This is a genomic window from Streptomyces cyslabdanicus, assembly GCF_052663305.1.
The window spans coordinates 84723-105287 of the sequence record NZ_JBQRUW010000002.1; the positions used below are offsets into that span (position 1 = coordinate 84723).

The 20565-nt window shown below is 73.0% G+C and carries 18 protein-coding genes and 1 pseudogene; 7 read left to right on the plus strand and 12 right to left on the minus strand.

What is annotated here, in order from left to right; genetic code table 11:
* Positions 1-76 precede the first annotated feature (76 nt).
* A complete protein-coding gene (locus ACTYVM_RS00985; protein ID WP_445524049.1) occupies positions 77-841 on the minus strand; it encodes a nucleotidyltransferase domain-containing protein in 765 nt (254 codons plus the stop codon).
* A 117-nt stretch (positions 842-958) separates the two neighbouring features.
* Between ACTYVM_RS00985 and ACTYVM_RS00990 the strand changes: the two are divergent.
* Positions 959-1372 (plus strand): annotated as a pseudogene (locus tag ACTYVM_RS00990) (RidA family protein); the annotation flags it as partial.
* Positions 1373-1468: 96 nt separating this feature from the next.
* The gene (locus ACTYVM_RS00995; RefSeq protein ID WP_445524249.1) at positions 1469-1924 is read left to right on the plus strand and encodes a GNAT family N-acetyltransferase; all 456 of its coding nucleotides are present in this window, start codon (positions 1469-1471) and stop codon (positions 1922-1924) included.
* A gap of 13 nt (positions 1925-1937) precedes the next feature.
* Here ACTYVM_RS00995 and pip read toward each other — a convergent pair whose 3' ends face one another.
* Both pip and ACTYVM_RS01005 read right to left on the minus strand, forming a co-directional pair.
* The gene (pip, locus tag ACTYVM_RS01000; RefSeq protein WP_445524050.1) at positions 1938-2900 is read right to left on the minus strand and encodes a prolyl aminopeptidase; all 963 of its coding nucleotides are present in this window, start codon (positions 2898-2900) and stop codon (positions 1938-1940) included.
* 18 nt (positions 2901-2918) lie between these two features.
* Complete coding sequence (locus ACTYVM_RS01005) at positions 2919-3671, minus strand: uracil-DNA glycosylase (RefSeq protein WP_445524051.1); 753 nt, start codon at positions 3669-3671, stop codon at positions 2919-2921.
* A gap of 55 nt (positions 3672-3726) precedes the next feature.
* On the opposite strand from ACTYVM_RS01005, the gene ACTYVM_RS01010 reads away from it, so the two are divergent.
* Positions 3727-4221, plus strand: coding sequence for an Hsp15 family ribosome-associated heat shock protein (locus tag ACTYVM_RS01010; protein WP_445524052.1), 495 nt, complete (start codon positions 3727-3729; stop codon positions 4219-4221).
* Positions 4222-4260: 39 nt separating this feature from the next.
* On the opposite strand, the gene ACTYVM_RS01015 is transcribed toward ACTYVM_RS01010, so the two are convergent.
* The gene (locus ACTYVM_RS01015; protein ID WP_445524053.1) at positions 4261-4722 is read right to left on the minus strand and encodes a DoxX family protein; all 462 of its coding nucleotides are present in this window, start codon (positions 4720-4722) and stop codon (positions 4261-4263) included.
* A gap of 101 nt (positions 4723-4823) precedes the next feature.
* Positions 4824-5519, minus strand: a complete 696-nt coding sequence (locus tag ACTYVM_RS01020; protein ID WP_445524054.1) for a class I SAM-dependent methyltransferase — start codon at positions 5517-5519, stop codon at positions 4824-4826.
* A 144-nt stretch (positions 5520-5663) separates the two neighbouring features.
* Here ACTYVM_RS01020 and ACTYVM_RS01025 point away from each other — a divergent pair, with 144 nt between their 5' ends.
* Positions 5664-5930 carry a DUF6343 family protein gene (locus tag ACTYVM_RS01025; protein WP_445524055.1) on the plus strand — a complete coding sequence of 89 codons (267 nt, stop codon included), beginning with the start codon at positions 5664-5666 and terminating at the stop codon, positions 5928-5930.
* 85 nt (positions 5931-6015) lie between these two features.
* On the opposite strand, the gene ACTYVM_RS01030 is transcribed toward ACTYVM_RS01025, so the two are convergent.
* The 4 genes from ACTYVM_RS01030 to rpsA form a co-directional block, all read right to left on the minus strand.
* The gene (locus tag ACTYVM_RS01030; protein WP_445524056.1) at positions 6016-6378 is read right to left on the minus strand and encodes a tetratricopeptide repeat protein; all 363 of its coding nucleotides are present in this window, start codon (positions 6376-6378) and stop codon (positions 6016-6018) included.
* Positions 6379-6475: 97 nt separating this feature from the next.
* Positions 6476-7126: a dephospho-CoA kinase gene (gene coaE, locus ACTYVM_RS01035; RefSeq protein WP_445524057.1), complete on the minus strand. Its 651-nt coding sequence runs from the start codon at positions 7124-7126 to the stop codon at positions 6476-6478.
* A 101-nt stretch (positions 7127-7227) separates the two neighbouring features.
* Complete coding sequence (locus tag ACTYVM_RS01040; protein WP_445524058.1) at positions 7228-8166, minus strand: PAC2 family protein; 939 nt, start codon at positions 8164-8166, stop codon at positions 7228-7230.
* A gap of 182 nt (positions 8167-8348) precedes the next feature.
* Positions 8349-9842 carry a 30S ribosomal protein S1 gene (rpsA, locus tag ACTYVM_RS01045; RefSeq protein WP_445524059.1) on the minus strand — a complete coding sequence of 498 codons (1494 nt, stop codon included), beginning with the start codon at positions 9840-9842 and terminating at the stop codon, positions 8349-8351.
* Positions 9843-10157: 315 nt separating this feature from the next.
* Between rpsA and ACTYVM_RS01050 the strand changes: the two genes are divergently transcribed.
* Positions 10158-11045, plus strand: coding sequence for a class I SAM-dependent methyltransferase (locus ACTYVM_RS01050; protein ID WP_445524060.1), 888 nt, complete (start codon positions 10158-10160; stop codon positions 11043-11045).
* 106 nt (positions 11046-11151) lie between these two features.
* Entirely contained in the window at positions 11152-13779 is a 2628-nt protein-coding gene (gene hrpB / locus ACTYVM_RS01055) for an ATP-dependent helicase HrpB (protein ID WP_445524061.1), read from the plus strand.
* A gap of 126 nt (positions 13780-13905) precedes the next feature.
* On the opposite strand, the gene ACTYVM_RS01060 is transcribed toward hrpB, so the two are convergent.
* The gene (locus tag ACTYVM_RS01060) at positions 13906-15663 is read right to left on the minus strand and encodes a lytic transglycosylase domain-containing protein (protein ID WP_445524062.1); all 1758 of its coding nucleotides are present in this window, start codon (positions 15661-15663) and stop codon (positions 13906-13908) included.
* A 299-nt stretch (positions 15664-15962) separates the two neighbouring features.
* On the opposite strand from ACTYVM_RS01060, the gene ACTYVM_RS01065 reads away from it, so the two are divergent.
* Positions 15963-16829: a DUF4184 family protein gene (locus ACTYVM_RS01065; RefSeq protein WP_445524063.1), complete on the plus strand. Its 867-nt coding sequence runs from the start codon at positions 15963-15965 to the stop codon at positions 16827-16829.
* A 153-nt stretch (positions 16830-16982) separates the two neighbouring features.
* Here the strand turns inward: ACTYVM_RS01065 and ACTYVM_RS01070 are convergent, their stop codons facing one another.
* Both ACTYVM_RS01070 and polA read right to left on the minus strand, forming a co-directional pair.
* Positions 16983-17369 carry a hypothetical protein gene (locus tag ACTYVM_RS01070; RefSeq protein WP_445524064.1) on the minus strand — a complete coding sequence of 129 codons (387 nt, stop codon included), beginning with the start codon at positions 17367-17369 and terminating at the stop codon, positions 16983-16985.
* Between the two features lie 297 nt (positions 17370-17666).
* On the minus strand, positions 17667-20393 hold the full coding sequence (gene polA, locus ACTYVM_RS01075) for a DNA polymerase I (RefSeq protein WP_445524065.1): 2727 nt from the start codon (positions 20391-20393) through the stop codon (positions 17667-17669).
* Positions 20394-20565: the final 172 nt, after the last annotated feature.

A 20565-nucleotide genomic window follows, 5' to 3' on the forward strand; every position in this document is an offset into this window, starting at 1 on the left:
GAGCATGCGAAGAGCCCCTGACCGGCGTCACCGCCGGCCAGGGGCTCTCTCGGCTCGGGCGCCGGGCCCTCCCCTTTCACCCCTTCGGGAGGCAGCCGCCCAGCAGGGCCTCGGTGTCGGTGAGCGCGGCGGTCAGGAGCCCCGGCCTCGGTGCGAGTCCCGCCACGATGTCGTCGACCGCGCGCAGGCCCGCGCGGTCGATCAGCCCCTTGTCGTTGGTGGTCCACTCCCCCCGTGCGGCCAGCACCGCGTGGGCGGCCTGGGTCGCGGCGAGGGCGATGGCGCCGGCAACCTGGGTGAGGTCGCCCTTCGGGGCATGACCGGCCTTCGCGTAGGCCAGGGTGGCGGTGGCCAGGCCGTACCAGTGGTCGGGCGCCGAACGCCGAAGGGCGGGCGGATAGCCGGCGGGGCGGGGCAGCGCGCCGCGCAGCACCCGGTTGACGGCGAGCTCCGCGACGACCAGATAGCTGGGGATCCCTGCGAGATGGAACAGCAGCGGCTCCACACGGAACCGCCCTTCCTCCGCCTCCGCGCACTCGTGCTCCACCACGTCCAGGTCGCGGTAGTGCACGTCGACACGCCGCCCGTCGATGGTCAGCCAGGCGCCTCCGTTGAACACGCCCCCGCCCCAGGCCCCGATCCCGGACACCTCGCCCTCCCAGCCGACGGCCCGCAGATCGGCGGGGTCGAAGCGGCCCCGGTAGTAGACGGCCAGGTCCCAGTCGCTGTCGGGCCGGTGGGTGCCCTGGGCACGAGATCCGCCGAGAGCCACCGCGCGGACTCCGGGAAGGGCGGCCAGGCGGTCGGCGGTGGAGTCGAGGAACGAGGAATCACACGTCACCGTCCCTGGCTACGCCGACCGGCACCGCGACGCCAGCGAATTTCCGCTTGCGGCCCGCGGCGAGGACCTGAGGCCCCTGACCGCTAATTCGGCTGCGCCGCAGGGGGGCGAGCGCGCATGATCGGGAAGCTGCCCGTGCCTGTGTCCGTTCCCGCGCCCGTCTCCGTTCCCGTATCCGTTCTCGTTCAGGAGCTCGTCGTGATCCGTCGTGTCACCGCCCCCGGCCTCTTCGCGCCACCCGCCTACTCCCACGCCTGCGTCGTCGAGGCCGGGACGAGGCTGGCGTTCCTGGCCGGATCCGTGCCCCTGGACGCCCGGGGGGAACTGATCGGTGCGGGGGATCCCGTACGCCAGACGGAGCAGGTGATCGCCAATCTCACCGAGCAACTGCGTGAGGTCGGCAGCGACTTGACGCATGTTCTGGCGACCGACGTGTACGTCGTCAGCAGCGATCCCGCCGTGCTCTCCGCGGTCTGGGACGTCGTCGAGGCGTCCGGACTCAGTACGGGACCGCACGCGTCGACACTGCTCGGGGTCGCCTGCCTCGGGTACAAGGGACAGCTGGTGGAGATCACGGCGACGGCGGCGGTGCCGGAGGCGGAGGAAGTGGCGCGGGACGCGAGTGCGGTGAGCGGTGTCGTGCTGCGGCGGGCCGGTGAGGCGGACGCGGGGGCCGCCGCCGACGTGTGGCTGCGGTCCTTCGCCGCCGCGCTGCCGGGGGTCGTGAGGCCGCACTCCGACGACGCGGTGCGCACCTGGTTCCGGGAGCTGGTGGTACCGCGGCTGGAGACCTGGGTCGCCGAGGCCGCTGACGGCAGCGGCGTCGTCGGCGTCATGGTGCTCGACGACGACGTGCTGGAGCAGCTGTATCTCGCCCCGGACTGGCGCGGACGCGGCCTCGGCGACCGTTTCGTCGCCCTCGCCAAGGAGCGCAGGCCGGAGGGACTGTCCCTGTGGACCTTCCAGGTCAACCGGCCCGCGCACCGCTTCTACGAGCGCCACGGCTTCGTGTCCGTCGAGTACACCGACGGCGGCAAAAACGAGGAACGGGAGCCGGACGTACGGTACGTGTGGCGGCCGTGAGGCCGGACGGACGTCAACGTCGGGCGTACGTGTCCGTCGCCGCCACCAGGGCCTCCACCACGCCCGGTGCTCCCGAGTCGTGCCCTGCCTCGTCCACGACGGTCAACTCGCTGTCCGGCCAGGCCCGGTGGAGGCGCCACGGGGTGCCGAGGAGGTTTCCGAAGTCGAGGCTGCCCTGGACGAGGGTGCCGGGAATGCCCTTGAGCCTGTGGGCGTCGCGCAGCACCACGCCCTCGTCGTTGCCCTCGCCGAGGAAGTGGTCGCTGCCGAAGTAGTGCGTGACCGTACGGGCGAAGCCCATGCGGAACGCGGGGTCCTCGTAGCGCGCGACGGAACGGGGCGGAGCGGGGATGGTCGCCGTCTCCCAGTCGGTCCAGGCGCGCGCGGCCCGCTCGCGCACCGCCGGGTCGGGCAACTCGATCAGCCGGTTGAAGGCGGCCGCGAGGTTTCCGGTGCGGTCCGTCTCGGGCAGCTCGGCGAGGAAGCGCTCGAAGGCCTCGGGGAAGATCCTCCCCAGGCCTCGGGTCAGCAGGGTCACCTCGGGGTTGGAGCCGGTCGCGATCCCCGTCAGAACCAGCTCGGAGACCACGCCCGGGTGTGTCTGCGCGTAACGCAGCGCCAGCACCGCTCCCCACGAGGCGCCCCACACCAGCCACCGCTCGACGCCCAGGTGGCGCCGCAGCAGCTCCAGGTCGGCCATCAGGTGCCCGGTCGTGTTGACGCTCATGTCGGTGCCGTACACGCTCGCGTGCGGTGTGGAACGGCCACAGCCGCGCTGGTCGAGCAGCACGATCCGGTACGCGGCGGGGTCGCAGTAGCGCCGGTGGCCCGGAGTGCACCCGGAGCCCGGCCCGCCGTGCAGCATCACCGCCGGCTTGCCGCGGGGGTTGCCGCAGACCTCCCAGTACACCCGGTTGCCGTCGCCGACGTCGAGCATGCCCTGGTCGTACGGTTCGATCACCGGATACAGGCTCATCGGGGCACCGTAACGGGCCTACGGCGTCCGCGTCGCCTCGTTTTCGCAGGTGATCGGAGACGACCCCGTCGGCGCCGCCACCGGGAGCCCCGCCGCTCGTGCCGCCGTCCGCAGGACGTCCCGGAGCATGTCGGGGGTGAGTCTGCCGGTGAAGGTGTTGCGCTGGCTGACGTGGAAGCAGCCGAAGAGATCGAGGCCGTCGAGGGACACCCGGGTGCCGTGGGCGAAGGGCGGGCGGGGGCGGGGTACGGGCCAGCCGGCTTCGGTGAAGGCCGGCAGGGCCGCCTGCCAGCCGAAGGCGCCCAGGACGACCGCCGCGCGGAGGGTGGGGCGCAGCAGCGTCAGTTCCTGGACCAGCCAGGGACGGCAGGTGTCGCGCTCGCCGGGGGTGGGTTCGTTGGCGGGGGGCGCGCAGTGCACGGGGGAGGTGACACGCACCCCGTACAGCTCCAGGCCGTCGTCGGCGGAGGTCGAGGTGGGCTGGGAGGCGAGGCCCAGCTCGTACAGGGCCTCGTACAGCACGTCGCCGGAGCGGTCGCCGGTGAACATACGGCCGGTGCGGTTGCCGCCGTGCGCCGCCGGGGCCAGTCCGACGATCAGCAGGCGGGCGTCCGCCGGTCCGAAGCCCGGCACCGGGCGGCCCCAGTACGTCCAGTCGGCGAACGCGGGCCGCTTGGTGCGGGCCACCTCCTCCCGCCAGGCGACCAGCCGCGGGCAGGCCCGGCAGCCGGTGATCCGCTCTTCGAGGGCGGCAAGGCTGCTGGGGTCCATGGCTCCACGGTAATTGCCTCCGGGCCGGGGCGGTCCTGCCGCTAAGGTCGGACGCATGGCTTCGCAGGACGACCGAGACGTGGATCCGAAGACGGCCGCCGCTGTCGCCGCCGCCGAGGCGGCCGGGCCGGCGAGCGGGGAGACGGTGCGGATCGACAGCTGGATCTGGGCCGTCCGGCTGGTCAAGACCCGCTCCCTGGGCGCCACCGCGTGCCGGGGCGGGCATGTCCGGGTGAACGGGGAGCGGGTGAAACCCGCCTACTCGGTGCGCGTCGGCGACGAGGTGCGGCTGAGGCATGAGGGCCGCGAGCGGATCGTCGTCGTCAAGCGGCTGATCCGGAAGCGCGTGGGCGCCCCCATCGCCGTGCAGTGCTACGTCGACAACTCCCCGCCGCCCCCGCCCCGCGAGGCCGTCGCCCCGATCGGCATCCGCGACCGCGGCACCGGCCGCCCGACCAAGCGCGACCGCCGCGAGCTGGAACGCCTGCGGGACCTGGGCGGGCCAGGTGGTGGCGCGGGCAGCCCGGGGGACCGTCCCAGGGGGCGCTGACGCTGGTCCGGCGCCGGCCGGTCCGGGCTGCCGCGCCCGTCACACCTGCCGTCGCACCAGCCGCAACAGCTGTGCGTTGCGGTCCCGCCGCGCCCAGGCGATGAGCGCCAGCGGCACGATCAGGACGACCGGGGTCGCCGCGTTCTGCCCGTCGAAGACGGTCAGCTGCACGCTGAACGCGCCTACCATCAGCGCGCTCAGCGCCACCGCCGACACCGACTGGAGCACCGGGACCAGCAGCGCCACGCCCCCGGCCAGCTCCAGCACCCCGATGCTGTACATGCCCGTCCTGCCCCAGCCCATCTCGTCGAAGATCTCGACCGCCGACGGATGCGCGATGAGCTTGGGCAGCGCGCTGGCGAACACGAAGAACAGTCCGAGCAGCACCTGTACGACCCGCAGCGCGACACGGGCGGCCCGGCGGCCGGAGGCGGGCGGTTCGGCGGCGGCGGACGCCGGGAGGGACGTGGTGGGCGCGACGGGCGTGGTGGGCTCGGACATGTGGGTCTCCCTGCGGGGCGATGAGGAACGGCAGTCGTGCCGTGTGCTTGCGCAGGGGTAGACCGGTCCACGCCCGGGAACTCATCGCTGTCCGGGCTCCGTCAAGGACGCTCCTTCCGGGCCTCCGGCACCGCCCGCACCCAGGTACCGTCCTCGGTCAGGCACCTGTCCACCCTCAGGCCCGCCTCCGCCAGCGCCTCCTCGAACTGCTCCTCGGTCAGCGGCCGGGACCGGAAGGTCTGGGTCCAGGTCGCGTCCGGGAACACGTACTCCGCGCGCACCCGGTTGACCCCGTCCCCGACCGGCTCCGCCGACAGGATCCGCACCGTGAAACCCGTCGGGTCCACGCGCTCGCGCGGCACATTGAGGTGGTAGTCGCCGCCCTCCCGCTGGATCAGTACGCATCCGCCCTCCGCGACATGGCGGACGCAGGTGCGCAGCAGCCCTCGCCGTACCTCCGGGTCGCCCGAGTGCACCAGGAACGACGCGAGCATCACGACGTCGAAGGTCTCGCCCATGTCCAGCCGCTCGACGGGGCTGCATATGGTCCGCGCCCCGCGCACCCGCTCCAGCATGTCCGGTGACTCGTCCACCGCCGTGACGGTGAAGCCGCGCTCCAGCAGCGGATGGGTCACGCGGCCGACACCGCAGCCCAGCTCCAGGATGTGCGCGCCCGCGGGTACCGCCGCGGCGATGACGTCCGGCTCGCTTCCCACGGGCAGTCGCGCGTACAGCTCCACCGCACAGCCGTCCGGTGTGATCGCTCCCGGTCCCGTCCCCTGATGGCCTTCACGCATTCTCAGTTCCATGCCCGAACAACGGCCCGTCTCCGCACGGCCGTTCCCCTCCCGGCGTGGTTCACCCGTCCGAGTGAGGCCAGGCACGGCTTTGGTCTGTGGGCCGGGCGAGAGTACGTTGCAAGGAGGGAGTGGAGATCGGCGATGCGTACAGGCAGTGAACCCGCGACCGCGCGCAGTGCTCTGCGGGCGCGGTTCTGGCTGAGCCTGTGGGGACTGGTCTGGGCGGGCTTCGGCACGGTGGTGTTCGTGCTGGTCGGACGGCCCGGCTGGGCGACGGCCTGCGCGGTGCTGTGGCTGGTGATGGCCGTCGACTTCCTGTTGGTCGTCCGGCATCTGCGGCAGGGGCCGCACTACCAGCCGGGGCGGAACATACCGCCGTACTGGCCGCCGGACGACCGACGGCGGTAGCCACCGGAGGCGGTGGCCGACGGCGGAGACAGCCCTCCGGGTCGACCGTCCCCGTCGACCCGGACGGACGGGGCGCGGGCGGACGTCAGGTGTCGAACCGGGCCCGTTGCAGGTACTCCGGGTTCGGGTCCAGCGCGGCGGCCAGCCGGAAGTGGCGTCTGGCCTGGTCGGGGTGGCCCTGCCGCTCGTAGGTGCGGGCGAGCGCGAAGTGCGCGTACGCGTTGTCCGGTTCACGCTCCAGCACGATGGTGAACTCCAGCTCCGCGGGCCGGAGCTGGGCGGCGGCGAAGAAGGCGCGGGCGCGCAGCAGCCGGGCCGAGGTGTTCTCGGGATGGGCGGCTATGACCCGGTCGAGCAGCTTGACCGCGCCCCGCGGGTCCCGCGCGGCGAGCAGCTTCTCCGCGGCGCGGTAGTCGATGACGTGGGTCTCCGGTGTACGTTCGGGCACGACTGCTTCCTTCCCTCGCCGCACTGGTTCAACGCCCCGGGGCCGGGCAGCCCTTGTTCCTGGAGCCTCGCCCCCCGGAACCCCTGCTCCCAGGCCCCTACTCCCGGAATCCCTCCTCCTGGGCCCCCTGTTCCCGGTGTGCCTGGCGGGACGTGTGCGCCCTGCGGACCAGCTCCGCCCAGACCTCCCGCACCCGCCGCTCGAGCCGCTCCAACGGTACGTCGTTGTCGATGACGATGTCCGCGATCTCCAGACGCTTCTCACGGGTCGCCTGCGCGGCCATGCGCGCGCGTGCGTCCTCCTCGGTCATCCCGCGCAGCCGCAGGAGCCGGTCGAGCTGGGTCGCGGGGCTCGCGTCCACGACGATCACGAGGTCGTAGAGCGGGGCCAGGCCGTTCTCCGTGAGGAGCGGGACGTCGTGGACCACGACGGTGTCCTCGGCCGCGGCCTCCTCCAGCTCGCGGGAGCGGGCGCCCACCAGGGGGTGCACGATCGAGTTCAGGACGGCCAGTTTCCCGGAGTCGGCGAAGACGATGGAGCCCAGCCCGGGCCGGTCCAGGCTTCCGTCCTCCGCCAGCACCTGAGAGCCGAAGGCGTCGACGACCGCGGCGAGTCCGGGCGTGCCCGGTGCGACGACCTCGCGCGCGATGCGGTCGGCGTCGATCAGCACGGCCCCGCACTCCACGAGCAGCCGCGACACCTCGCTCTTACCGGCACCGATGCCCCCGGTGAGGCCCACTTTCAGCATGAGCGGCAGCTTAGGCCCTGTCTCCGGCGGCCCGCCCGGCGGGAGGACGTCGCCTCACGCCCTACGACGCCGGCTCGGGCCCGCCCCCTGGCGGTCGGAGGTCAGTTCTCGCCCTCCCGCTCCGCCAGGAAGCGTTCGAACTCGCGGCCGATCTCGTCCGCCGACGGGATCTCGACGGGCTCGGCGAGCATGTTGCCCCGGGTCTCCGCGCCGGCGGCGGCGTCGTACTGGTGCTCGAGTCCCTGGACGAGGGAGGTGAGTTCCTCGTCGCCCTCGCGGATCTGCCGGTCGATCTCGGTCTGGGTGCGGTGGGCCTCGTTGCGCAGGGAGTGGGCGACGCTCGGCAGGACGAGCCCGGTGGCCGAGGTGACGGCCTCCAGGGCCGTCAGCGCCGCGTCCGGGTACGGGGAGCGCGCGATGTAGTGCGGCACATGGGCGGCCACGCCCAGCACGTCGTGCCCGGCCTCCATCAGGCGGTACTCGAGGAGCGCCTCCGCGCTGCCCGGCACCTGCGCCTCCTCGAAGGGGCTGCGGTGGCCCGGTACCAGGTCACTGCGGTTGCCGTGCGGGGTCAGGCCCACCGGGCGGGTGTGCGGGACGCCCATGGGGATGCCGTGGAAGTTCACCGACAGGCGTACGCCGAGACGCTCGACGATCTGCCGTACGGCCGCCGCGAAACGCTCCCACTCCACGTCGGGCTCGGGCCCGGACAGCAGCAGGAACGGGGCGCCGGTGGCGTCCTGGACGAGACGCACCTCGATGCCCGGCACCTCGTACGCGGTCCAGCGGTCCCGCTGGAACGTCAGCAGCGGGCGGCGGGCGCGGTAGTCGACGAGCCGGTCGTGGTCGAACCGCGCCACGACCTGGTGGGGCTGCGAGTCCAGCAGCCGCTCGACGATCTGGTCGCCGGTCTCCCCCGCGTCGATGTATCCGTCGAAGTGGTAGAGCAGGACAAGACCGGCCGACTCCTGGGCGAGCGCCATGTCGACGACGGCCAGACCCTTCGGCTCCCATGCGTACAAACCCTGCGGATCAAGCACTGTGTGACCGCCCCTCCTCGTGTTCGTAGGTGCACAACGAGCTGTGGGACGTTCGCATTCCCAGCTGGCCGCAAGAAGGCCGCGTGAGGCGCTCCGAAACAGCCCGAAGGGCCGCACCCATTCCGGGTGCGGCCCCTCAAGTCAACGGCTGAGCCTCAGCGGCTGGGCCCCTGTGGGGGAGCTCAGCTCTGGCCGCCGGCCAGCTTCTCGCGGAGCGCGGCCAGCGCCTCGTCCGACGCCAGGGCGCCGGAGTTGTCGCCGCCCTCGGAGGAGTACGAACCGCCGCCGGACGCGGCCGGAGCGGCGGCCTCGCCACCCTCGGCGGCGGCAGCGGCGTCCGCCTCGCGGGACTTGATGACCTGCTGCTGGTGCTGCTCGAAGCGGGACTGCGCCTCGGCGTACTGGCGCTCCCACTCCTCGCGCTGCTTCTCGTAGCCCTCGAGCCAGTCGTTGGTCTCGGGGTCGAAGCCCTCGGGGTAGATGTAGTTGCCCTGGTCGTCGTAGGACGCGGCCATGCCGTACAGGGTCGGGTCGAACTCGACCGCCGACGGGTCGGCACCGAAGGACTCGTTGGCCTGCTTCAGCGAGAGGCTGATGCGGCGACGCTCGAGGTCGATGTCGATGACCTTGACGAAGATCTCGTCGTTGACCTGGACGACCTGCTCCGGGATCTCCACGTGGCGCTCGGCCAGCTCGGAGATGTGGACCAGACCCTCGATGCCCTCGTCCACGCGGACGAACGCACCGAACGGAACCAGCTTCGTGACCTTGCCGGGCACGACCTGGCCGATCTGGTGGGTGCGGGCGAACTGCTGCCACGGGTCTTCCTGGGTCGCCTTCAGCGACAGGGAGACGCGCTCGCGGTCCATGTCGACGTCGAGGACCTCGACGGTGACCTCCTGGCCCACCTCGACGACCTCGGACGGGTGGTCGATGTGCTTCCAGGACAGCTCGGAGACGTGGACCAGACCGTCGACGCCACCCAGGTCCACGAAGGCACCGAAGTTGACGATCGAGGAGACCACACCGGAACGGACCTGACCCTTCTGGAGGGTCGTGAGGAACGTCTGGCGGACCTCGGACTGGGTCTGCTCCAGCCAGGCACGGCGGGACAGGACCACGTTGTTGCGGTTCTTGTCCAGCTCGATGATCTTGGCCTCGAGCTCCTTGCCGACGTACGGCTGGAGGTCGCGGACACGGCGCATCTCGACGAGGGAGGCCGGCAGGAAGCCACGGAGGCCGATGTCGAGGATGAGACCACCCTTGACGACCTCGATGACGGTACCGGTGACGATGCCGTCCTCTTCCTTGATCTTCTCGATGGTGCCCCAGGCACGCTCGTACTGGGCGCGCTTCTTCGAGAGGATCAGGCGGCCTTCCTTGTCCTCCTTCTGGAGGACCAGGGCCTCGATCTCGTCGCCGACGGCCACGACCTCGTTCGGGTCGACGTCGTGCTTGATCGAGAGCTCGCGGCTCGGGATGACACCTTCGGTCTTGTAACCGATGTCGAGCAGGACCTCGTCCCGGTCGACCTTCACGATGACGCCGTCGACGATGTCGCCGTCGTTGAAGTACTTGATCGTCTCGTCGATCGCGGCGAGGAAGGCTTCCTCGTTACCGATGTCGTTGACCGCTACCTGCGGGGTGGTGGCGGTGGTCTCGGTGCTGCTCGTCATGTGGGAAAGGGCTCCGGTACGGACATTGAAGTCGTAGGTACTGCATTACGCCGGGAGCCCGTTTCGCTCTGCAGAAGCCGGACAGCCATGGAAGCGCCACACAAAACCGCTGGTGGCGCCTCGAGAACCGAGGGGACATACAACAGATGCGAGCGCAGCCTGCTCCGTCTGAGGCGCGCAGGCCCGCAGCGCAACTTGTAGCATACGGGGGCAGCCGGGCAGGGTCAATGCGCGAAGCCGCACAGCCGGGGCGGATCGCCCCATATCCGGCAGAAAACCCGTCTCCCGAGGACACGCCGCCCCGGGCGAGTCGCGGTGACACCACCGGGACCGGTCGGACGGGAGAGCCCGCAGATTAGTACGAGGGAGCCGATCATCCAAGAGCCAGCATCGTCCGAACAGTTCGAACCGGCCGAGCCCGAGGCCACCCGGCGCGAGGCCGGCGCCACGGAGAGTTCCCGGGCCAACCGGGGCTGGTGGGACCGCAACGCGGACGAGTACCAGATCGAGCACGGCACGTTCCTCGGCGACGACCGTTTCGTGTGGGGCCCCGAGGGCCTCGACGAGGTGGAGGCGGGGCTGCTCGGCGATCCCGAGGACCTCAAGGACAAGGACGTCCTGGAGATCGGCGCCGGCGCGGCGCAGTGCGCGCGCTGGCTGGCTGGGCAGGGCGCGCGCCCGGTCGCCCTGGACCTGTCGCACCGCCAGCTCCAGCACGCGCTGCGGATCGGCGGGGCGATCCCGCTGGTGTGCGCCGACGCGGGCGCGCTGCCGTTCGCGGACGGCTCCTTCGACCTGGCGTGCTCGGCGTACGGGGCGCTGCCGTTCGTCGCCGACCCGCGCGCGGTGCTGCGGGAGGTGCGCCGGGTGCTGCGGCCGGGCGGGCGGTTCGTGTTCTCGGTGACGCACCCGATCCGCTGGGCGTTCCCGGACGAGCCCGGCCCGGAGGGGCTGTCGGTGGCCGCCTCCTACTTCGACCGCACGCCGTACGTCGAGCAGGACGAGGACGGCCGCGCGGTGTACGTCGAGCACCACCGGACCGTCGGTGACCGGGTGCGCGACGTGGTGGCGTCGGGTCTGCGGCTGGTGGACCTGGTCGAGCCGGAGTGGCCGGCCTGGAACACGTCCGAGTGGGGCGGCTGGTCGCCGCTGCGCGGGAGCCTGATCCCGGGGACGGCGATCTTCGTCTGCGTACGGGACTGAGTGCGGGACCGGGTGCGGGACCGAGTGACCGGGTGCGGAAGTACACGGAGTACTGGGTGCGGGAGTACACGGAGTGGCCGGGTGCGGCAGTACGGGGGCTGAGCGCGTGATCCGTCACGACGAGCTGGGCGGGCTGCCGGTGCGCGACGCGCTGCCGGCCCTTACCGAGGCCCTGGACGGTCACGGGACCGCGGTGCTGGTGGCGCCGCCCGGCACCGGCAAGACCACGCTGGTGCCACTGGCGCTGGCCGGGCTGCTGGGCGAGGGGCCCGCGCGACGGGTGGTCGTGGCCGAGCCGCGGCGGATCGCCGCGCGCGCCGCGGCCCGGCGGATGGCGTGGCTGCTGGGCGAGAAGGTCGGCGACAGCGTCGGTTACACCGTGCGCGGGGAGCGTGTCGTCGGGCGCCACGCGCGCGTGGAGGTCGTCACGACCGGTGTGCTGCTCCAGCGGTTGCAGCGGGACCAGGAGCTGGCGGGCGTCGACGTGGTGGTGCTCGACGAGTGCCACGAGCGGCATCTGGACGCGGACACGGTGGCGGCGTTCCTGTGGGACGTGCGCGAGGCGCTGCGGCCGGAGCTGCGTCTGGTGGCCGCCTCGGCCACCACGGACGCGCGCGTGTGGGCGGAGCTGCTGGGCGGGGCGCCGGTGGTCGAGGCGCACGGCGTGGCGCATCCGGTGGAGGTGGTGTGGGCGCCTCCCGTCCGGGCGGTGCGCCCGCCGCACGGGATGCGGGTGGACCCCGCGCTGCTGTCGCACGTGGCGTCGGTGGTGCGGCGGGCACTGGCCGAGCGCTCGGGGGACGTGCTGTGCTTCCTGCCGGGCGTGGGCGAGATCGGGCGGGTCGCGGGTCTGCTGGGGGATCTCGGGGACGTGGACGTGCTCCAGGTGCACGGGCGGGCGCCGGCGGACGCGCAGGACGCGGTGCTGGTGCCGGGGCGGCGGCGCCGGGTGGTCCTCGCGACCTCGGTCGCCGAGTCCTCACTGACGGTGCCCGGGGTGCGGGTGGTCGTCGACGCGGGGCTCGCGCGCGAGCCCCGCGTGGACCACGCGCGCGGGCTGAGCGCGCTGACGACGGTACGGGCCTCGCGGGCCTCCGGGCGGCAGCGGGCGGGGCGTGCCGGACGCGAGGCGCCGGGCGCGGTGTACCGGTGCTGGGCGGAGGCCGAGGAGGCGCGTCTGCCCGCCTTTCCCGCGCCGGAGATCAAGGTGGCCGATCTGACGGCGTTCGCCCTTCAGGCGGCCTGCTGGGGCGATCCGGACGCCTCCGGACTCGCGTTGCCGGACCCGCCGCCGGGCGGGGCGATGGCGGCGGCGCGGGAGGTGCTGACGGCCGTGGGCGCCGTCGACTCCGCCGGACGTGCCACGGACCGGGGGCGGTCGCTGGCGCGGCTGGGGGTGCACCCGCGGCTGGGGCGGGCCCTGCTCGACGCGTCCGCCGCCGGTGGGGGCGAGCGGGCCGCGGAGGTCGTCGCACTGCTGAGTGAGGAGCTGCCGCGGGAGTACGGGGACGATCTCGCCGCGGCCTTGCGCGGTGCCCACCGCGGCGGTGACGCGTACGCGGCGCGGTGGCGGGCGGAGGTCCGGCGGCTGCGGGCCGCCGTGTCGGGGGTCTCCCGCGGATCCGTCCGGTCCGCGTCCGCCCTCTCACGGACGGACCGCGAGGCGGGTCCGGCGGTTTCGGAGGGTCCGAAGGAGGAAACCGCGGCGACACCACAGACCGGCGCCGCGGCCGGAAGCCGGGCCCGGCCGGGGGCCGCTGGGGACGCGGGTCCTGTCGGGCTCGTCGCCGCTCTTGCCTTTCCGGAGCGGGTGGCCCGGCTCGACGGGGGCTCGTATCTCATGGTCTCCGGGACCCGGGCGGAGCTCACGGACGGGTCCCCGTTGTGGGGCGCAAACTGGATCGCCGTCGCCGTGGCCGACCGGCCGGTGGGCAGGCGGCACGCGCGCGTGCGGCTCGCCGCGGCGGTCGACGAGGACGTCGCCCGGTACGCGGCCGGGGCACTCCGTACGGAACAGGACGAGGTCCGCTGGGGCGACGGGGACGTGGTCGCGCGGCAGGTCGAGCGGCTGGGGGCCGTGGAGCTGGCGGTGCGGCCCCTGGCGAACGCCGAACCCGGTCTCGTACGGGCGGCGCTGCTCGACGGGCTGCGGCAGGAGGGCTTCGGACTGCTGCGCTGGTCGGAGGACGCGGGCGTACTGCGGCAGCGGCTCGCCTTCCTGCGCCGGCACCTCGGGGAGCCCTGGCCGGACGTGTCCGACGACGCGCTGCACGCGCGCGTGGACGAGTGGCTGGAGCCGGAGCTGGGGCGGGCCGGGCGGCGCGCGGACCTGGCACGGATCGACGCCGGGCAGGCGCTGGCCCGGCTGCTGCCCTGGGCCTCCGGTGACGCCGTCCGGCTGGACGAGCTGGCCCCGGAACGGCTCACGGTGCCCAGCGGATCCCGGATCCGGGTCGACTACACGGACCCCGAACGGCCCGTGCTCGCCGTGAAGCTTCAGGAGATGTTCGGCCTGGACGACTCGCCCACGGTCGCGGGGGTCCCGGTCCTGGTGCACCTGCTGTCCCCTGCCGGGCGTCCCGCCGCCGTCACCGCGGACCTCGCCTCGTTCTGGAGGAGCGGCTACCGGGACGTACGGGCGGAGCTGCGCGGGCGGTATCCGAAGCACCCCTGGCCCGAGGACCCGGCGTCCGCGGAGCCGACCCGGCACACCAACGCCCGGCTCCGGCGCTGACCGGTGCGCCGCCCCGTTCGGTTTCCGTCCTCTCGGCGGGGTCGGGCGGGCGGCCGGGACGGACGAGGGCGCCCCTCCGCCGTGGCGGAGGGGCGCCCTCGTGATGTCGTCCGTGCGGTGCCGGCGTTACGAGGATGCCGACGGCTCGGCCGAGGTGTCGGCCGCCGCCACCTTCAGCTCCACGGTCAGCGTCGCCCCGCCGACGGTGGTGATGCGCAGCAGGAATGTGCCGGTGGTGTCGTCCGCGTACAGCTTCGGCAGGTTCAGCAGGCCGTCGGCGTCCGTCCGAAGGCCGTTCAGGGTGCGCACGGGGTTGCCGTCGGCGTCCTTGAAGTAGGGGCCCTGGTCGTTCTCGGCGGGGTCGTCGGCCGACTTGATCAGGGTGGCGGTGGCCGCGACCCGGTCCGCGACGGCGCCCTTGTAGGTGGCCTTGACCTCGACCCGGTCGGCGAACTCGCCGCCCGGGGTGCAGACCAGCGCGGTGTCGGCGGTGCGGGTGAGGGCGTCGGCGGCGCGCTCGGTGACCGTGGCCGTGTAGTCGACGCCGGGGAGCATACGGCCGACGACCGCGGCCCGGACGGTGAAGTCGCCCGTCTCCTCCCCCGCCCGGAGCGCGGGTGCGACGGCCACGCCGGAGGCGTCGGTGGCGACGGTGGCGACCTTCTCGCCGCCGGTGAAGGCCGCGTCGGTGTCGCCGGTGATCGTGAACCGGATCCGTACCTGGCCCACGGCCGCGCCGTCCTTGGTCACGGCACGGGTGCTGATCCTCTCCGTGAACGCGTCGCCGGCCATGGCGGTGAGCTTGTCCGTGCCCGCGTCCTGGAGGTGGTGCACGGTGTCGGTGGCGGTGGGCGGCGTGGTGGGCGTGCCCGGGGTGGGCGGCGAAGTGGGGTCGGCCGGCTTGGCCGGATTCGAGGAGCCGCCGCCCTGCCGGCCGGGCGCGGCGGGCTTGCCGGAGCTGCCGGAGCCCCCGGTGCTGCTGGAACTGCCGGAACGGCCGGGCTTGGAGGGCGCCTGCGAAGTGGACGGCTGCGGCGTCGGACCGGGGTTCGCCCCGGGGGTGCCGTCGCTGCGCTGGGACGGCAGGGGGCCGGTCCCGTCCGGGACCGAGTGGGTGCCGTCCTTGCGGTAGAACTCCAGCCACTTCAGGACCGTGTTCAGGTAGTCCGTCGAGTTGTTGTAGCTGAGGATCGCACTCCGGAGGTCGCCGGCGGTGGACAGGTCCCAGCCGTTGCGGCACAGGTAGTGGCCGGCGGCGAGGGCGGCGTCGTAGACGTTGTTGGGGTCCTTCTTGCCGTCGCCGTTGCCGTCGCGGCCCGCCCAGGCCCAGGTGGAGGGGATGAACTGCATGGGGCCGACCGCGCGGTCGTACCTGCTGTCGCCGTCGTACAGGCCGTGGTCGGTGTCGCTGATGTGGGCGAAGCCGTTGCCGTCGAGTACCGGGCCGAGGATCGGGGTCACCGTGGTGCCGTCGGCGCGGACGTCGCCGCCGCGGGCGTGTCCGGACTCGACCTTGCCGATGGCGGCGAGGAGTTGCCAGGGCAGGTTGCAGCCCGGCTTGGACGTGCGCAGCTCCGCCTCGGCCTTCTTGTAGGCGTCGAGCACGGTGGCGGGTATGCCGGCTTCGGCGGGGCCCTTGGAGATCGGGGTGCCGATGACGGGCGCCGGGCCGGGGCTGTCGAGGGGCGGCAGGTCCGTGTAGTAGTACGAGTCGCCGGTGGCGCTGCCGTCGGGCTGGGGCGTCGCCTCGGCGGCGGACTGTCTGCCGCGGTCGTCCACGGTGGCACCCGGGGCCTGCGAGGCGGACAGAGCCGCGACCGCCGCTGCGGCCACGGCCGTGGTTGCCGCTCCCTTGCGCAGCCTGCTGCCGAAATGCGCCGCCATAGAGTGAGCCCCTCCCGTGGACGCCCGAGCGTCCGTCCCTGTCTGTCCGGTCCGTTCGTCTGTCCGTTCGCCTGTTGTGACGATCGACCCGTGTGACTGGTTGTGCTCACGGAGCCGCACGGTTGACGGTCGAGGTGACCCTACGACAACTTCCTTCGCATCGGGACCCGTTCACGTCCGATTTTCACCGGTTGGCCACGACTGATTAACGGGGGTGCCCGCCGGCGTGCCGCACATACTGGACGGCGGTGGTCACACGGGCCGGCCGGCCCCGTCGACGAGCGCCAGGAGGAGCCCCGTTGCCGTTCACTCTGAGCCATGCGGCGGCCGTACTGCCCGCGGTGCGCGGCGACGGCACCGGGCGGGGCCGGCTGGTCCCGTCGGTGCTCGTGGCGGGCTCCTTCGCACCCGATCTGACCTATTACGCGGCGGGTGTTGTGCCCGGGGCCATGGAGTTCGGCGCGGTCACGCACTCGTTCACCGGGGTCTTCACCCTCGATGTGCTCATGGCCTGGCTGCTGGTCGCGGTGTGGCTGCTGCTGCGCGAACCGCTCGTCGCCCTGCTGCCGCGCGCGCGGCAGGGGCGGACGGCGGCGCTGACGCGGTGCGGGACGCCCTGGACGCGACCGCGCCCGGCGTCGGTGCCGTGGTGGTACGCCTCCGCCGCGCTCGGCGCCCTGACGCACGTGGTGTGGGACGCGTTCACCCACCACGACCGGTGGGGGATGCGGCTGTTCCCGGTGCTGGGGCGGCAGTTGGCCGGGGCACCCGTCCACTGGTACCTGCAGTACGGCGGCTCGGCGGTGGCCGCGGTCGTGATCGCCGGGTTCCTGGTGTACGCGCTGCGGCGGACCCCGGCGGACGAGCCGGTGGGGGTCCCCGAGTTGTCGGTACGGGACCGCCGGCGCGCCTGCGCCGTGATCACGGTCTGCGCGGTCGCCGGCGCCGTGCAGCGGACCTTGCGGTGGTGGACGGGCCGGGGGTCGACGACCGCCTACTGGGAGCTGGTTCCGACGCTGTGCTTCGGCGCGGGCGCGGGACTGGCCGTGGGCCTGCTCCTGTACGCCCTGGACCTCAGGCTCCGGCGCGGTGCCGGACCTCCGCGCGACGGGGACGGCGTGACGGAGCCGGTCGGATCGGCCGGGTCAGCCAGGTCAGCCGGATGAGCCGGATGAGCCGGATCGGCCGGTTCGGGCCACGAGGGGGACGGCGCCGGTGCCTCCGGCGGTCCGGGCGGCGGGAGGGGCGCGGCCCCGGCAGGCCGGGGCGGCCCTGTCGCTTGAGAGCGGCGCGGTCGCTCGAGGCCGGTTCGGCCGGTCTCAGCGGTTCCGGTGGTCCTGGCGGGCGCGGTGCGGGGGCGGGCCGCCCGGCCGGTCGCCGGTGCCGGTCGCGGTGGCGACGAAGACGGTGACACTGCGCACCGGGCGGGGCCGTTGCAGCGGGGACAGGAGCAGCGCGAGGTAGCCGCGTGCGGTGTCCGCCCACACGTACCAGCGGCGTGTCTCCCCGAGGACCGGATCGCCGGGGCCGAACCGGTCGCGGAGCCTGCTCGCGGCACGGCGCACGGTCGCCGTCGGATCCGCCGGAACGCGGGCGGTGCTGGCGGCGGCCGCGACGGGCCGCACAGACGGAGGCGGCCCTGCGGGAACCTCGCCGATGTCCGCCCGTATCACCGCCGGCCGGCGGTGGAGCATGTGTGTACCCATGCCCGCATCCTGTCCGGCGCGGACCGCGGCTGCGCCTCCGCGGGGTCCACGGGAGTGACGGACCTCACAGGAGCATCCGCCACAGGAGGGAGGCCTCGGCCCCGGCCTGCTCTGCCTCCGGATTGACCGATGGCCACCATCGCCGGTTCACAGCGGCGCTCGGGCCCTAATGCCTCTCGTTTGGATCGTGCCGGGCTCGCGGGGTCTGGCATCGCTCCCCCACTGCCTGAACGGCGTGGGAGGTGCCGCCATCACCAGACCCCGCTCCCTGATCCGGCCCGATCCAAACGAAAGACCCTAGTGCGCCGCCGACTCCCAGTCCGGGCCGACGCCGACCGAGACGTCCAAGGGGGCCCTGAGCTGGACCGCGTCGGCCATCTCGCGGCGGACGATCTCCTCCACGGACTCGCGTTCGCCGGGGGCGATCTCCAGGACGATTTCGTCGTGGACCTGGAGGAGCATGCGGGAGGTGAGGCCGGCCTCGCGCAGGGCACGGTCCACGTGGAGCATGGCGATCTTGACGATGTCGGCCGCCGTGCCCTGGATCGGCGCGTTGAGAGCCATGCGCTCGGCCATCTCGCGGCGCTGGCGGTTGTCGCTGTTGAGGTCGGGCAGATAGCGCCGGCGCCCGAAGAGGGTCTCGGTGTAGCCGGTGGCCCGCGCCTCGTCGACCACGCGGCGCAGATAGTCCCGTACGCCGCCGAAACGCTCGAAGTAGGCGTCCATCAGGCCGCGCGCCTCGGCCGCCTCGATGTTCAGCTGCTGGGAGAGGCCGAAGGCCGACAGTCCGTACGCCAGGCCGTAGGACATCGCCTTGATCTTGCGCCGCATCTCCGGCTCCACCGCCGAGCGGTCGACGCCGAAGACCTGCGAGGCCGCCGTGGTGTGCAGGTCCTCGCCGGAGGTGAACGCCTCGATCAGGCCCGCGTCCTCGGACAGGTGGGCCATCACGCGCAGCTCGATCTGGCTGTAGTCGGCCGTCATCAGCGACTCGAAGCCCTCGCCGACCACGAAGCCGCGCCGGATGGCCCGGCCCTCGTCGGTGCGGACGGGGATGTTCTGGAGGTTCGGGTCCGTCGACGACAGACGGCCGGTGGCGGCGACCGTCTGGTTGAACGTGGTGTGGATGCGGCCGTCGGCCGCGATCGTCTTGATCAGGCCCTCGACGGTGACGCGCAGCTTCGCCTGCTCGCGGTGGCGGAGCATGACGACCGGCAGCTCGTTGTCCGTCTGGGTGGCCAGCCATGCCAGGGCGTCGGCGTCGGTGGTGTAGCCCGTCTTGGTCTTCTTCGTCTTCGGCAGGGCGAGCTCGCCGAAGAGGACTTCCTGGAGCTGCTTGGGCGAGCCGAGGTTGAACTCGTGCCCGGCCGCCGCGTGCGCCTCCTTCACGGCCTGCTGCACCGCGCCCGCGAACATCTGCTCCATCGTCTCGAGGTGGGTCCGGTCCGCCGCGATGCCGTGCCGCTCCATGCGGGCCAGCAGCGTGGACGTCGGCAGCTCGACGTCGCGCAGCAGGTCCGCCGCGCCGACCTCCGCGAGCCGGGCCTCGAAGGCCTCGCCGAGGTCGAGGACGGCCCGGGCCTGGATCATCAGGGCCTCGGCCTCGGCGCCCTCGTCCGCGCCGAAGGCGAGCTGCCCGTCGGCCGCGGCGGCGGGGGCCAGCTCCCGGTGCAGGTACTCCAGGGACAGCGCGTCCAGGTCGAAGGAGCGGCGGCCCGGCTTGACCAGGTAGGCGGCGAGCGCGGTGTCCATGGTGGCGCCCCCGATGGTCCAGCCGTGCTCGGCGAAGACCCGCATGGCGCCCTTGGCGTTGTGGAAGACCTTGGGCCGGTCCGCCTCGGCCAGCCAGGCCGCGAACGCGCTCTCGTCCGCCTCGTCCAGCTCGGACGGGTCGAACCAGGCGGCCGCTCCTCCGGGCGCGGCGAGCGCGATCTCGGCGACCGAGCCCGCGCCCAGCGCCCAGGTGTCGACGGTGGCGACACCGAGGACCTGCGTGCCGTGCTCGGCGAGCCAGCCGGCCAGCTCGCCGGTGCCGAGCACGGTGCCGTCCAGCTGCACCCCGTCCGTGGCGATCGGGGTCGTCTCGGCCTCCTCCGCGCCCGGGTCGACGGCGAAGAGCCGCTCGCGCAGGGACGGGTTGCGGATCTCCAGGGTGTCCAGGACCAGCGCGACGGCCTTGCGGTCGTACGGCGTGCGGGCGAGGTCGGTGACCGCCTTCGACAGCTCCACGCTCCGCTCCAGCTCGGTGAGCCGGCGGTTGAGCTTGACGGACTCCAGGTGGTCGCGCAGGTTCTGCCCGGCCTTGCCCTTGACCTCCTCGACGCGCTCGACAAGCTCAGCGAACGAACCGAACTGGTTGATCCACTTCGCGGCGGTCTTCTCGCCGACGCCGGGGATGCCCGGCAGGTTGTCGGACGGGTCGCCGCGCAGCGCCGCGAAGTCCGGGTACTGGGCCGGCGTCAGGCCGTACTTCTCGACGACCTTCTCCGGGGTGAACCGGGTCAGTTCGGAGACGCCCTTGGTCGGGTACAGCACCGTCGTGTGCTCGGAGACCAGTTGGAAGGAGTCGCGGTCGCCGGTGACGATCAGCACCTCGAAGCCCTCGGCCTCGGCCTGGGTGGCGAGGGTGGCGATCACGTCGTCCGCCTCGAACCCCTCGACGGCGAAGCGGGAGGCGTTCATCGCGTCGAGCAGTTCGCCGATCAGCTCGACCTGGCCCTTGAACTCGTCCGGGGTCTTGGAGCGGTTCGCCTTGTACTCGGTGAACTCCTGCGAGCGCCAGGTCTTGCGGGAGACGTCGAAGGCGACCGCGAAGTGCGTGGGCTGTTCGTCACGCAGCGTGTTGGCCAGCATCGACGCGAAGCCGTAGATCGCGTTCGTCGGCTGTCCCGTCGCGGTGGTGAAGTTCTCCGCGGGCAGCGCGAAGAACGCGCGGTAGGCCAGCGAGTGCCCGTCCATGAGCATCAGCCGGGGACGGGTGCCGCCGGGACGGGTGTCGGTCTTCTTCGATGCTGTCTCTGCCACGTCCCCGATCCTGCCACGTGCCACTGACAGCCGGGGCCCACCGCCCGCCTCCGCCGCCCAGGCCCGCGGCCCGCACGGTCGGCGCGGCCCGCACGGTCGGCACGATCGCCGCAGTCGCCGCGGTGCCGTCGTGGTCCGCGTCCCCGGCCGCAAGCCCGGTCACAGGGCCGTG